This is a genomic window from Caulobacter sp. LjRoot300 (assembly GCF_964253875.1).
Classification (GTDB): domain Bacteria; phylum Pseudomonadota; class Alphaproteobacteria; order Caulobacterales; family Caulobacteraceae; genus Caulobacter.
The window spans coordinates 1-12,645 of sequence record NZ_CAXUSA020000001.1 but is presented as its reverse complement, the minus strand read 5'-3'; the positions used below and the strand labels follow the sequence as shown (position 1 = coordinate 12,645).

The window sequence follows — 12,645 nt, the reverse complement described above, 5'->3', positions numbered from 1 at the left end:
TCTGACCGCCCATGACCCGGTACATCTTCATCACCGGCGGCGTGGTTTCCTCATTGGGAAAAGGCCTCGCCTCCGCAGCGCTCGGAGCGCTCCTGCAGGCTCGCGGCTACAAGGTTCGCCTTCGTAAGCTCGACCCCTATCTCAACGTCGATCCGGGCACGATGTCCCCGTATCAGCACGGCGAGGTCTTCGTCACCGACGACGGGGCCGAGACCGACCTGGACCTGGGCCACTACGAGCGCTTCACCGGGGTGTCGGCCACCAAGGCCGACAACATCACCACCGGCCAGATCTACAAGACGATCATCGAGAAGGAGCGGCGCGGTGACTATCTGGGCGCGACCGTCCAGGTGATTCCGCACGTCACCAACGAGATCAAGGACTTCGTCCTGTCGCCGGCGCTCGACGAGACCGGTGAGAAGGCCGTCGACTTCGTGCTGGTCGAGATCGGCGGCACGGTGGGCGACATCGAGGGCCTGCCGTTCTTCGAGGCCATCCGCCAGCTGCGCCAGGACCTGCCGCGCGGCCAGAGCTGCTACGTGCACCTGACCCTGCTGCCGTTCATCAAAACGGCCGGCGAGATGAAGACCAAGCCGACCCAGCACTCGGTCAAGGAACTGCGCTCGATCGGCATCCAGCCCGACATCCTGCTGTGCCGCTGCGAGCAGGACATCCCGGTCGAGGAAAAGCGCAAGATCGCCCAGTTCTGCAACGTGCGGCCCAGCGCGGTGATCCAGGCGATGGACAGCTCGTCGATCTATGCGGTGCCGATCGACTATCACAAGGAAGGCCTGGACGCCGAGGTGCTGGACGTGTTCGGCATGGGCGACGCGCCCAAGCCGGACCTGTCGCGCTGGGAGGCGATCGACCAGACCGTCAACCACCCGGACGGCGAAGTGACCATCGCGGTGGTCGGCAAGTACACGGTCCTCAAGGACGCCTACAAGTCGCTGATCGAGGCCCTGCACCACGGCGGCCTGGCCAACAAGGTCAAGGTCAACCTGGACTGGGTGGAGAGCGAGACCTTCGAGGGCGATCCCGGCGCCGCGGCGGCCCGCCTGGAGAACGCCCACGCCATCATGGTGCCCGGCGGCTTCGGCGAGCGGGGGGCCGAGGGCAAGATCCGCGCCGCCCAGTTCGCCCGCGAACGCAAGGTGCCTTACTTTGGCATCTGCTTCGGCATGCAGATGGCGGTCATCGAGACCCTGCGCAACGTCGCCGGCATCAAGGACGCCTCGTCCAGCGAGTTCGGCCCCACCGAGCGTCCGGTGGTCGGGCTGATGACCGAATGGATCAAGGGCAACGAGACGGTCCAGAGGCGCGGCAACGACGACCTGGGCGGCACCATGCGCCTGGGGGCCTACGAGGCCGTCCTGACCGCCGGCAGCAAGGTCGCCGAGATCTACGGGACCACCGACATCAGCGAGCGCCACCGCCACCGCTACGAGGTCAATATCGGCTACGCCCACCTGATGGAGGACGCCGGCCTGAAGCTGACCGGCCGCTCGCCCAACGGCGTGCTGCCCGAAATCGTCGAACGCGAGGACCATCCGTGGTTCATCGGGGTGCAATATCATCCCGAGCTGAAGAGCCGACCGTTCGCCCCGCACCCCCTGTTCGCCAGCTTCATCGCGGCGGCGAAAGAGCAGGGTCGACTGGTCTAACAAGCGCGGTTGCATCTCCGAAGAGATTCGGGCATAAGCGCGCCCTCACGCGGCGGCCTGGGCATTGCCCGAGTCGCCGCTTCCGATTTTCACGCTCAGCGAGCAGAGTCACTTCGATGGCCGTTCCTAAAAGAAAAACTTCGCCTTCTCGCCGGAACATGCGCCGGTCGCACCACGCCCTGGGCGCCAACTCCTTCGTCGAAGACAAGGACTCGGGCGAACTGCGCCGTCCGCACCACGTGGACCTGAAGACCGGTCTGTACAACGGCAAGCAGATCCTGACGCCGAAGGAAGACTAGGTCTCCACCTTCGCTTCCGCCCTGGCGGGAGACGGCGATAGAGCTTGAAAGGCGGCGGTCCCCGGACCGCCGCCTTTTCGCTTTTGAGCCCAGCGACAAAACGCCTCCCTGGCGCCCGCCGACCTGGATTTCGACATCGCGGTCGAAAAACCGTGTTATCCTGGCGGGCAGGGAGATCCGCCCATGCTCACACGCCGAAACCTCACGGCGGGACTGGGATTGTCGCTGATGGCCGAGCAGGCCTGGGCTCGATCCGCGACCGCCGCGGCTTTGCTGCCGGCGTCGCTGCAGACGCCGTCCATGGCGCAACCTTCGACGCCGCCGCCCGCTCCGCTGGCGCCGATCGAGGGCGAGCCCCCCGCGGTCTTCCTCGACACGGCCCTGGATGCGACCGACCGGATGACGGTCGAGGTCTTCATCAACGGGCAGGGGCCGTTCAACTTCGTCATCGACACCGGCGCGGACCGCAGCGCGTTGTCGACGACGCTGGCCGAACGCCTGGCCCTGGAGCGCGGTCCCGACGTGATGCTGCACGGGGTGGGAGGCTCGGCCCTCACGCCCACGGCCAAGGTGCCGCTGATGGTGGCGGGCGATTCGCGCATGAAGGACGCCGAACTGCCGGTGCTTACGCCCGAGCGGCTGGGCGTGGACGGCCTGCTGGGCGTCGACATGCTCGATGACCGCAACGTCATCATGGACTTCCGCCGCAAGCGGCTGGAGATCCGTCGCAGCTCCGCCATGTCGGTCGCCTATCCCGGCGCGCGCGAGGTCTCGGTGGTGGCCGACGCCCGGTTCGGCCGGCTGGCGGTCGCCAACGCCCGGGTCAGCGGCGTACGCTGCGTGGCCTTCATCGACTCCGGATCCGGGGCCAGCATGGGCAACATGGCTCTGGCGCAGGCCATCAAGCTGCGGGTGCGCCGCAAGCCCGAACCCGCCATGGCGGTCCGGCTGATCGGCGCGGCGGGCGAGGCGACGGTCGGCGAACTGCGCGTCGTCCGCTCGATCGAACTGGGCGCCCTGCGGATGACCAACCTGCCGCTGGTGCTGGCCGACCTGCACATCTTCGACGTCTGGAACCTCAACGGCCGGCCCGCCGTGCTGCTGGGCGTCGACGTGCTGAGGATGTTCGCCCGGGTCGAGCTGGACTTCGGTTCGGACCGGGTGAAATTCCGTCTCGGCAAGGGCTGGGCGCCGCCGATTCTGCAGGCGTAGCGCCGAACGTTCGTTCCGATGATCCGGCCAGCGCCGGTTGCGGTTGGCGGCCCGCGCCGCTAAGGGGAAGCGCCTTTTGAAAGGGGAGCTCCCATGACCGAGATCGTCGACATCATCGCCCGCGAAATCCTGGACAGCCGCGGCAATCCGACGGTCGAGGTCGATGTCGTGCTGGAGGACGGCGCCTTTGGCCGCGCCGCCGTGCCCTCGGGCGCCTCGACCGGCGCGCACGAAGCGGTCGAAAAGCGCGACGGCGACAAGTCCCGCTACGGCGGCAAGGGCGTCAAGGCGGCCGTGGACGCCGTCAATGGCGAGCTGTTCGACGCGCTGTCCGGCGTCGACGCCGAAGACCAGCGCCGCATCGACAACCTGATGATCGAACTGGACGGCACGCCCAACAAGAGCCGCCTGGGCGCCAACGCCATCCTCGGCGTCTCGCTGGCCACGGCCAAGGCCGCCGCGGAATCGGCCGGCCTGCCGCTCTACAAATATGTCGGCGGCGTTTCGGCCCGGGTGCTGCCGGTGCCGATGATGAACATCATCAACGGCGGGGCCCACGCCGACAATCCGATCGACATCCAGGAATTCATGATCCTGCCGACCGGCGCGCCGACCTTCGCCGAGGCGCTGCGGATGGGCGCGGAGATCTTCCACGGCCTGAAGAAGGCCCTGAAGGACGCCGGCCACAACACCAATGTCGGCGACGAAGGCGGCTTCGCCCCCAACCTCGGCTCGGCCGAGGACGCGCTGGCCTTCATCGTCAAGGCCGGTGAAGCGGCTGGCTACAAGTCGGGCGAGGACTTCGTCCTGGGCCTGGACGTCGCCGCAACCGAGTTCTTCAAGAACGGCAAGTATGAGCTGGAAGGCGAGGGCAAGAGCCTCGACCCGGCCCAGATGGTGGACTACCTGGCCAACCTGGCCGGCAAGTTCCCGATCCTGTCGATCGAGGACGGCATGTCGGAGGACGATTTCGAGGGCTGGAAGCTGCTGACCGACACCCTGGGCAAGACCGTTCAGCTGGTCGGCGACGACCTGTTCGTCACCAATCCCAAGCGCCTGCAGATCGGCCTGGACAAGGGCCTGGCCAACTCGATCCTGATCAAGGTCAACCAGATCGGCACCCTGTCGGAGACCATCGACGCCGTCGATCTGGCCCACCGCAGCGCCTATACCAGCGTCATGAGCCACCGCTCGGGCGAGACCGAGGACAGCACGATCGCCGACCTGGCCGTCGCCCTCAACTGCGGTCAGATCAAGACCGGCTCGCTGGCCCGCTCGGACCGGCTGGCCAAGTACAACCAGCTGCTGCGCATCGAGGAAGCCCTCGACGACCAGGCCGTCTATGCCGGCCGCGCGGTGCTCAAGGGCCGCTAGGCGACCCATCGGTCTCACGTCTCGTCGTCCCTGGCAGGACGGCGAGACGTAACCATGTCGGTCTCGCGGCGCTATTGCGAGGTCGTGGCGCGCTTCTCTTCCGCCAGCCGGCCCAGGGCGCGCACGTCGTCCAGCGACAGGTCGGCCTTCTTGACGACATAGGCCGTGGCGGCGACGTAACGCTGAGAGTATTGGAGGTCGGCGGTGTTGTCGGCGGTGATGCTCGGTCCGGAGCCTCCGAACAGCCCCTTGTCCAGGTAACTACCGTTCGCGGGACGGACAGGCTGGCCAGGCAGGGGGACCTCGCCCATCACCAGGTCGCTGAGCTTGCCGCTGCGGGACCGCCAGCCGCGGCCATCCACCTGTTCCAGGCGCTCGGGGGCGTTGGCCAGGGTCAACAACATGATCTGCATGGTCAGGCTGGCGGCCTTGTCGGCCTTGGCGTTGGATTCGCTTTCCGCGCGGCCAAGCCCCAGCCCGAACGTCATCCAGCGCCCGGAATCCTCCCACAGCGTGGCGAAGGCCTCCTTGTCGAGCGGCACCCGCAGCCCGTCTCCGAAGTCCAGCTTGGGCGGGTCGCCCTTGATGACGCTCGGCTCGGGACCGTCGCCGACGACGGAGCGTTCGCGCCGTGGCTTGGCCGCGCCGCCATGGGCCAGGGCGGGCGTCATGCCGGCGCCGACGAGAGACAGGATGAAAGCGCGACGTTTGAACATGCGACCCCCCAGTTTTTTGGTTACCGCTAACATAACGCCGATATCGACTTTTCACAAAGCCTTGCACGCGGCGATTCGCGACGTTCCCGCCGCCGATCGCCCGATCCGGAGGCGCCGGCGCCTTCATTCACCAACAATTTTTCTAAAGACTGCTTCGAGGTCCTGCCGCAGCGCCGCAGAAAACCCCGCGAAACGGCCGTTTATATGCTGCGACGCGGTATCTAGATGCCCTTGAAACCATCTCAAATGAAAGCGTTGGCAGGCTGCTTGCGAGGACTTGCCGCCACCGCGCCAAACCCCCCGTTTAGTAAGGCGTTAAGCATGATCGGGCAGGGTAAACTTCCCCTCCTGGGAATCGCTGATGTTCGCCCGACTGCAATCTCTCCTGCCGACTGCGGCGCTCCTTCTGCTGATCACTTACTTCGTGTTTCACGCCCTGACGGGGGAGCGCGGCCTGTTATCGACGTCGCAGCGCAACGCAGATCTCGCCGCCAAGACGCTGGAGTTGAAGAAGATCCGCGCCGAAAGGATGGACCTGGAGGCCCGTGCTCGTCTATTACGCAGCGGCAGTTTGTCGGCGGACCTCCTGGAAGAACGCGCGCGTTCGCTCCTGGGATACGCCGATCCCAGGGACTATGTGATCCGCACCCCGCGCTGAGCGTTTGGTGGGAGACCAGGTCCTCGGCGTCTGCCGGCGGATCAGGCGAGCCTGGCCCGTTTCGGGTTTGACAAAGGGTCCCCATCTACGCGGAACCGAAGGTTCATTCGGCCGGTGGGCGTCCAGGAGTAGGCCGCGATGAAGATTGGCCAGGGAGAGTTGAATGGCGCGTACGCGCAAGGGTGAAGCCCCGGCGGGGAAGGCTGATGCCACCGGTGTCAACGCCTTCGTCGGCAAGGACGAGCTTCTGAAATTCTACCACGACATGCTGTTGATCCGCCGCTTCGAGGAGCGCGCCGGCCAACTGTACGGCATGGGCCTGATCGGCGGCTTCTGCCACCTGTACATCGGTCAGGAAGCCATCGCCGTCGGCATGCAGTCGATCAAGGTCAAGGGCGACCAGATCATCACCGGCTACCGCGACCACGGCCACATGCTGGCCGCCGGCATGGATCCGAACGAAGTCATGGCCGAACTGACCGGCCGCGCGGGCGGTTCGTCGCGCGGCAAGGGCGGCTCGATGCACATGTTCGACGTCGAGACCGGTTTCTACGGCGGCCACGGCATCGTCGGCGCCCAGGTCTCGCTCGGCACCGGCCTGGCGCTGAACAACCACTACCGCGGCAACGGCAATGTCGCCTTCGCCTATTTCGGCGACGGCGCGGCCAACCAGGGTCAGGTCTACGAGAGCTTCAACATGGCCCAGCTGTGGAAGCTGCCGGTCGTGTACGTGATCGAGAACAACCAGTACGCCATGGGCACCAGCGTCGAGCGTTCGGCGTCGGAGACCGCCTTCCACAAACGGGGCACCTCGTTCCGGATCCCGGGCGAGGAAGTCGACGGCATGGACGTGATCGCCGTGGCCGAGGCCGGCGCCCGCGCCGCCGAGCATGCCCGCAGCGGCCAGGGTCCGTTCATCCTTGAGATGAAGACCTATCGCTATCGCGGCCACTCGATGTCCGATCCGGCCAAGTACCGGACCAAGGACGAGGTCGACAACGTCAAGCAGACCCGCGATCCGATCGACCACCTGAAGGAGCGCCTGGCCAAGGCCGGCGTCACCGAGGACGACCTGAAGGTCGTCGACGCCGAGGTGAAGCGCGTCGTGGCCGAGGCGGCCGAGTTCGCCCGCACCAGCCCCGAGCCCGATCCTTCCGAACTCTACACCGACGTATACCTGGAGGCCGCCCAGTGACGGACATCCTGATGCCCGCCCTGTCCCCGACGATGGAAGAGGGGACCCTGGCCAAGTGGCTGGTCAAGGAAGGCGACACCGTCAAGGCCGGCGACGTGATCGCCGAGATCGAGACAGACAAGGCGACGATGGAAGTCGAAGCCGTTGATGAGGGCGTGATCGAGGCCATCATCGTGCCCGCCGGATCCGAGAACGTGAAGGTCAACACCCTGATCGCCAAGCTGAAGGGCGAGGGTGAAGCCGCTTCGCCGGCTCCGGCTGCCGCGCCGGCCGCCGCCGAAGCCGCTCCGGCGCCCGCACCGGTCGCCGCCGCTCCGTCCACTGGCCCGATCTCGGCCGCCTCGACCTTCGCTGATCCGGAAATCCCGGAAGGCACGCCGCTGAAGAAGATCACGGTCCGCGACGCCCTGCGCGACGCCATGGCCGAGGAGATGCGCCGCGACGACAAGGTGTTCCTGATGGGCGAGGAAGTCGCCCAGTACCAGGGCGCCTACAAGGTCTCGCGCGACCTGCTGCAGGAATTTGGCGACAAGCGGGTCATCGACACGCCGATCACCGAGCACGGCTTCGCCGGCCTCGGCGTCGGCGCGGCGATGGCGGGCCTGAAGCCGATCGTCGAGTTCATGACCTGGAACTTCGCCATGCAGGCGATCGACCAGATCATCAACTCGGCCGCCAAGACGCTCTACATGTCGGGCGGCCAGATCAAGTCGTCGATCGTGTTCCGCGGCCCCAACGGCGCGGCCTCGCGGGTCGGCGCCCAGCACAGCCAGGACTACGCGGCCTGGTACGGCAACGTCCCCGGCCTGAAGGTCGTCGCGCCCTATGACGCGGCCGACGCCAAGGGCCTGATGAAGGCCGCCATCCGCGACCCGAACCCGATCGTCTTCCTCGAACACGAGATGATGTACGGCCACGAGTTCGACATCCCGGACGTCGAGGACTGGATCGTGCCGATCGGCAAGGCCAAGGTCCGTCGCCAGGGCTCCGACGTCACCCTGGTGGCCTACAGCCGCATGGTGGGCTTCGCCCTGCAGGCGGCCGAGGAACTGGCCAAGGAAGGCATTTCGGCCGAGGTCATCGACCTGCGCACGATCCGCCCGATGGACCACGACACGATCCTGGAGAGCGTCAAGAAGACCAACCGCCTCGTGACCGTCGAGGAAGGCTGGGGCCCGATGGGCGTCGGCGCCGAGATCGTCGCCCGGATCACCGAGTTCGGCTTCGATTACCTGGACGCCCCGCCGCTGCGGGTCCACCAGGAAGACGTGCCGCTGCCCTATGCGGCGAACCTGGAAGCCCTGTCGCTGCCGTCGGTCCCCAAGATCGTCAAGGCGGCCAAGACGGTCTGCTACCGGTAGGCTGATGTTCCGGTTTGAAGACAAGCTTCGAGAGGGATCCTTCGGCATTGTCGGCGAAGGCTACCAAGGGTGGGCCACTGATGGCCGTAAACGGCTGCGAGTGACCATCTCTCGCGAGCTACTCAGAAGCTTGTCTTACCCCGGCTCTTCAGAAGAAGCGTTGGAGCTTTACTCGTCTGCATTTCTCCAACTCGTTGGCGAGAAATGGGACGCGGGGTTTGCCGAAGAGGGCGACGCTGGCCATTACGTTTTGATCCGTCCTAAGGATGAGGCACGGATTAGGGCGCTACGCCAATGAACACCCTCAACGGCTCCTGCCACTGCGGCGCGGTGCACGTGCAGCTCGACCCCGGCAAGCCGGTGGCCGAGCTGGCCCTGCGGGCCTGCCAGTGCTCGTTCTGCCGTCGGCAGGGGGCACGGACGACCAGCGATCCGGGCAGCCGGCTGCACATCACCGCCGCGCCGGGATCGCTGATGCGCTACCGGTTCGGGCGGCGGGCGGTGGACTTCCTGATCTGCCGGGAATGCGCCGTCTACGTGGCGGCGATGATCGAGGACGAGGGCCAGGCCTACGCCACCCTCAACGTCGTGGGGACCGACCTGCCGGGTTTCGCCGATCGCGCGCCCGAACGGCTGGACTATCACGACGAAACGGACGAACAACGCCTTGCCCGTCGCAAGGCCAAATGGACGCCGACCGTTCTGGTCGAAGCCGTCCCGAACGCTTGAGGAAGAAGCTCAATGTCGATCGACATCCTGATGCCCGCCCTGTCGCCCACCATGGAGGAGGGGACCCTCGCCAAGTGGCACGTCAAGGTCGGCGACACCGTCAAGGCCGGCGACGTGATCGCCGAGATCGAGACCGACAAGGCGACCATGGAAGTGGAAGCCGTCGACGAAGGCGTGATCGAAGCCATCCTGGTCGAGGCCGGGACCGAGAACGTCAAGGTCAACGCCCAGATCGCCAAGCTGGCCGGCGAGGGCGAGAGCCCCGCGCCGCCGCCTTCAAAGGAGGCGCCGGCCAAGGCCGCGCCCGCCGCTGAGGCGCCGAAGGCGGCTCCGGCTCCGGCCGCGCCCGCCCAGGCCGCCGGCGAGACCGCCGCTCCGGCCAAGCCGTCGCCGGCCCCCGCGACCACTGGCGACCGCGTGTTCGCCTCGCCGCTGGCCCGTCGCCTGGCCTCGGCCGCGAACCTGGACCTGAAGGCGATCGCCGGCACCGGTCCCCACGGCCGCGTGGTCAAGGCCGACGTCGAGGCCGCCCAGAAGGGCGGCGCGCCCGCCGCCAAGGCCGCCCCGGCCTCGGCTCCTGCCGCCGCCTCGGCGCCCGCCGAGCCGCGCAAGGTGCTGTCGCTGGAGCAGCAGGGCATCCCCGCCGGCTCCTATGACCTGGTCCCGCTGGACGGCATGCGCAAGACCATCGCCCGCCGCCTGACCGACAGCTTCCGCGACGTGCCGCACTTCCCGCTGACGATCGATCTGGAGATCGACGCCCTGCTGGCCGCCCGCGCCAAGATCAACCACCTGCTGGAAGGCCAGGGCGTCAAGGTCTCGGTCAACGACATCATCATCAAGGCCGCGGCCGTGGCGCTCAAGCGCGTGCCGGAGGCCAACGCTTCGTACACGCCCGAGGGCATCGCCCTGCACCACCACGCCGACATCGCCGTGGCCGTGGCCATCGACGGCGGCCTGATCACCCCGATCGTCCGCGCCGCCGAGACCAAGGGCCTGGCCCAGATCTCGGCCGAGGTGAAGGACCTGGCGGCTCGCGCCAAGTCCAAGAAGCTGAAGCCCGAGGAATTCCAGGGCGGCACCTTCTCGGTCTCCAACCTGGGCATGTTCGGCATCAAGGCCTTCGCCTCGATCATCAACGAGCCGCAGGGCGCGATCATGAGCGTCGGAGCGGGCGAACAGCGCCCGGTGGTCAAGGACGGTCAGCTGGCCGTGGCCACGGTGATGACCGTCACCCTGACCTGCGACCACCGCGTGGTCGACGGCGCGATCGGGGCCAAGTTCCTGGCCGCCTTCAAGCCGCTGATCGAAGAGCCGCTGACCCTGATCGTCTAACTCGGGCTGGGGAGGGCAGGGATGTCCGTCTACGACTATTCCGCCAAGACGCTGGACGGCCAGGACGCAAGCCTGGCCGACTATCGCGGCCAGGTGCTGCTGATCGTCAACACAGCCAGCAAGTGCGGCTTCACCCCGCAGTACGAGGGGCTGGAGACGTTGTACCGGGACTACAAGGACAAGGGCTTCACGGTCCTGGCCTTCCCCTGCAACCAGTTCGGGGCCCAGGAGCCCGGGAACGCCGAGGAAATCGCGAACTTCTGCTCGCTGACCTATGACGTGACCTTCCCGGTCCTGGCCAAGATCGACGTCAACGGCCCGTCGGCCCATCCGCTCTACGCCTATCTCAAGCACGAGCAGAAGGGCCTGATGGGCACCGAGGCGATCAAATGGAACTTCACCAAGTTCCTGATCGGCCGCGACGGCGAGGTCGTCGAACGCTTCGCCCCCACCACCAAGCCTGAAGACCTGAAGCTCGCCGTCGAGGCGCTGCTGTAACTCCCGGATCGGTTTGCAGATCGATCGACCGACGCCCGCCGGCTCCCCCCGAAGGCGTCAAACCTAGGGTAAGAAGACCATGTCCACGGAATTCGACGTCGTCGTCATCGGGGCCGGCCCCGGCGGCTATGTGGCCGCGATCCGCGCCAGCCAGCTGGGCCTGAAGACGGCGATCATCGAGCGCGAGAACCTGGGCGGCATCTGCCTGAACTGGGGCTGCATCCCGACCAAGGCGCTGCTGAAGTCCGGCGAGATCTACGAGCAGCTGTCGCACCTGTCCGGCTACGGCCTGTCGGTCGAGAAGGCTTCGTTCGACTTCGCCAAGATCATCGACCGCTCGCGCGGGGTGGCCAAGACCATGTCCTCGGGCATCGCCTTCCTGATGAAGAAGCACAAGATCGAGGTCGTCGAGGGCGAGGCCAAGCTCGAGAAGGGCAGCCCGTCGCCCAAGGTCGTCGTGGCCCTGAAGGCCGGCGGCAGCCGCACGATCCAGGCCAAGAACGTGATCCTGGCCAGCGGCGCCCGGGCCCGCGACATCCCCGCCATCGGCGCGGTCTCGGACGGCGACAAGATCTGGACCTATCGCGACGCCCTGGCCCCCAAGGCCATGCCCAAGTCGCTGGTGGTCATCGGCTCGGGCGCCATCGGCATCGAGTTCGCCAGCTTCTACCGCGCCCTCGGCGCTGAGGTGACCGTCGTCGAGGCCGTCGACCGCATCATGCCGGTCGAGGACGCCGAGGTCTCCAAGGCCGCCCAGAAGGCCTTCGAGAAGCGCGGCATCACCTTCCGCATCGGCGCCAAGGTCACCAAGGTCGAGAAGACCAAGGACGGCGTCTCGGTGGCGGTCGAGGTCGGCGGCAAGGCCGAGACCCTGACCGCCGCCGTGTGCATCGTCGCGGTCGGCATCGCGCCCAATACCGAAGGCCTGGACGCCATCGGCCTGAACATGGACCGCGGCCATGTCGTCACCGGCAAGCACGGCGAGACCAATGTGCCGGGCCTCTACGCCATCGGTGACGCCGCCGGCCCGCCCTGGCTGGCCCACAAGGCCAGCCACGAGGGCATCCACGCGGCCGAGCACATCGCCGGCTACAAGACCCCGCACGTCAACTCGCCGATCCCCGGCTGCACCTACGCCAATCCGCAGGTCGCCTCGGTGGGCCTGACCGAGGCGGCCGCCAAGGCGGCGGGCATCGAGGTCAAGGCCGGCCGCTTCCCGTTCCGCGTCAACGGCAAGGCCGTGGCGGCGGGCGAGATCGAGGGCTTCGTCAAGACGGTCTTCGACGGCAAGACCGGCGCCCTGATCGGCGCGCACATGATCGGCCACGAGGTCACCGAGATGATCCAGGGCTTCGTCACGGCGATCACCCTGGAAGCCACCGAGGAAGACCTGCACGGCATCGTCTACGCCCACCCGACCATGTCGGAAGCCATGCACGAAGCCGCGCTCGACGCCTATGGGCGTGTCCTGCATATCTAGCGACCCGATCCTTCTCCCCTTGCGGGAGAAGGTGGCCTCCCAAGGGGAGGTCGGATGAGGGACCTCTCAAAAGCCAAACGCCGCGCCCAGCTTTATGCCGGGCGCGGCGTTTTCGTTCTTCAAC

The 12,645-nt window shown here is 66.9% G+C and carries 11 protein-coding genes and 2 pseudogenes; 12 read left to right on the top strand and 1 reads right to left on the bottom strand.

Going from position 1 to position 12,645, the window contains the following annotated elements:
• Nucleotides 1-11: 11 nt before the first annotated feature.
• The 4 genes from ACSQ2G_RS00065 to eno all read left to right on the top strand — a co-directional run bounded on the left by ACSQ2G_RS00065 (nt 12) and on the right by eno (nt 4,549).
• The gene (locus ACSQ2G_RS00065; protein ID WP_436027272.1) at nt 12-1,664 is read left to right on the top strand and encodes a CTP synthase; all 1,653 of its coding nucleotides are present in this window, start codon (nt 12-14) and stop codon (nt 1,662-1,664) included.
• A gap of 116 nt (nt 1,665-1,780) precedes the next feature.
• Nucleotides 1,781-1,963, top strand: a complete 183-nt coding sequence (rpmF, locus tag ACSQ2G_RS00060) for a 50S ribosomal protein L32 (RefSeq protein ID WP_007671126.1) — start codon at nt 1,781-1,783, stop codon at nt 1,961-1,963.
• 183 nt (nt 1,964-2,146) lie between these two features.
• Nucleotides 2,147-3,175, top strand: coding sequence for a retroviral-like aspartic protease family protein (locus ACSQ2G_RS00055; protein ID WP_436027270.1), 1,029 nt, complete (start codon nt 2,147-2,149; stop codon nt 3,173-3,175).
• Nucleotides 3,176-3,268: 93 nt separating this feature from the next.
• Nucleotides 3,269-4,549 carry a phosphopyruvate hydratase gene (eno, locus tag ACSQ2G_RS00050; protein WP_436027269.1) on the top strand — a complete coding sequence of 427 codons (1,281 nt, stop codon included), beginning with the start codon at nt 3,269-3,271 and terminating at the stop codon, nt 4,547-4,549.
• A gap of 71 nt (nt 4,550-4,620) precedes the next feature.
• Here the strand turns inward: eno and ACSQ2G_RS00045 are convergent, their stop codons facing one another.
• Complete coding sequence (locus tag ACSQ2G_RS00045) at nt 4,621-5,265, bottom strand: hypothetical protein (RefSeq protein ID WP_436027267.1); 645 nt, start codon at nt 5,263-5,265, stop codon at nt 4,621-4,623.
• A 361-nt stretch (nt 5,266-5,626) separates the two neighbouring features.
• On the opposite strand from ACSQ2G_RS00045, the gene ACSQ2G_RS00040 reads away from it, so the two are divergent.
• From ACSQ2G_RS00040 to lpdA, 8 genes and pseudogenes are all read left to right on the top strand, one after another.
• Nucleotides 5,627-5,923: an FtsB family cell division protein gene (locus ACSQ2G_RS00040; RefSeq protein ID WP_310081300.1), complete on the top strand. Its 297-nt coding sequence runs from the start codon at nt 5,627-5,629 to the stop codon at nt 5,921-5,923.
• 163 nt (nt 5,924-6,086) lie between these two features.
• Nucleotides 6,087-7,118 (top strand): pyruvate dehydrogenase (acetyl-transferring) E1 component subunit alpha, encoded by a 1,032-nt coding sequence (gene pdhA, locus ACSQ2G_RS00035; protein WP_028041683.1) that lies wholly within the window; start codon nt 6,087-6,089, stop codon nt 7,116-7,118.
• Nucleotides 7,115-8,479, top strand: coding sequence for a pyruvate dehydrogenase complex E1 component subunit beta (locus tag ACSQ2G_RS00030; protein ID WP_436027265.1), 1,365 nt, complete (start codon nt 7,115-7,117; stop codon nt 8,477-8,479). Before pdhA ends, ACSQ2G_RS00030 begins: the two co-directional genes overlap by 4 nt.
• Before the next feature lie 294 nt (nt 8,480-8,773).
• Nucleotides 8,774-9,055, top strand: a pseudogene (locus ACSQ2G_RS00025) (GFA family protein); the annotation flags it as partial.
• A 69-nt stretch (nt 9,056-9,124) separates the two neighbouring features.
• Nucleotides 9,125-9,208: pseudogene (locus tag ACSQ2G_RS00020) on the top strand (aldehyde-activating protein); the annotation flags it as partial.
• Between the two features lie 12 nt (nt 9,209-9,220).
• Nucleotides 9,221-10,543, top strand: a complete 1,323-nt coding sequence (locus ACSQ2G_RS00015; RefSeq protein ID WP_436027263.1) for a pyruvate dehydrogenase complex dihydrolipoamide acetyltransferase — start codon at nt 9,221-9,223, stop codon at nt 10,541-10,543.
• 21 nt (nt 10,544-10,564) lie between these two features.
• Nucleotides 10,565-11,041, top strand: a complete 477-nt coding sequence (locus tag ACSQ2G_RS00010) for a glutathione peroxidase (RefSeq protein ID WP_436027261.1) — start codon at nt 10,565-10,567, stop codon at nt 11,039-11,041.
• A 79-nt stretch (nt 11,042-11,120) separates the two neighbouring features.
• The gene (gene lpdA, locus ACSQ2G_RS00005) at nt 11,121-12,521 is read left to right on the top strand and encodes a dihydrolipoyl dehydrogenase (RefSeq protein WP_056750222.1); all 1,401 of its coding nucleotides are present in this window, start codon (nt 11,121-11,123) and stop codon (nt 12,519-12,521) included.
• Nucleotides 12,522-12,645 lie beyond the last annotated feature (124 nt).

Excerpts from the sequence above, each read along its gene's own strand:
- rpmF (WP_007671126.1), top strand. The coding sequence starts at position 1,781 with ATGGCCGTTCCTAAAAGAAAAACTTCGCCTTCTCGCCGGAACATGCGC.
- ACSQ2G_RS00055 (WP_436027270.1), top strand. The coding sequence starts at position 2,147 with ATGCTCACACGCCGAAACCTCACGGCGGGACTGGGATTGTCGCTGATG.
- ACSQ2G_RS00010 (WP_436027261.1), top strand. The coding sequence starts at position 10,565 with ATGTCCGTCTACGACTATTCCGCCAAGACGCTGGACGGCCAGGACGCA.
- ACSQ2G_RS00015 (WP_436027263.1), top strand. The coding sequence starts at position 9,221 with ATGTCGATCGACATCCTGATGCCCGCCCTGTCGCCCACCATGGAGGAG.
- eno (WP_436027269.1), top strand. The coding sequence starts at position 3,269 with ATGACCGAGATCGTCGACATCATCGCCCGCGAAATCCTGGACAGCCGC.
- ACSQ2G_RS00040 (WP_310081300.1), top strand. The coding sequence starts at position 5,627 with ATGTTCGCCCGACTGCAATCTCTCCTGCCGACTGCGGCGCTCCTTCTG.
- pdhA (WP_028041683.1), top strand. The coding sequence starts at position 6,087 with ATGGCGCGTACGCGCAAGGGTGAAGCCCCGGCGGGGAAGGCTGATGCC.
- ACSQ2G_RS00065 (WP_436027272.1), top strand. The coding sequence starts at position 12 with ATGACCCGGTACATCTTCATCACCGGCGGCGTGGTTTCCTCATTGGGA.
- lpdA (WP_056750222.1), top strand. The coding sequence starts at position 11,121 with ATGTCCACGGAATTCGACGTCGTCGTCATCGGGGCCGGCCCCGGCGGC.
- ACSQ2G_RS00045 (WP_436027267.1), bottom strand. The coding sequence starts at position 5,265 with ATGTTCAAACGTCGCGCTTTCATCCTGTCTCTCGTCGGCGCCGGCATG.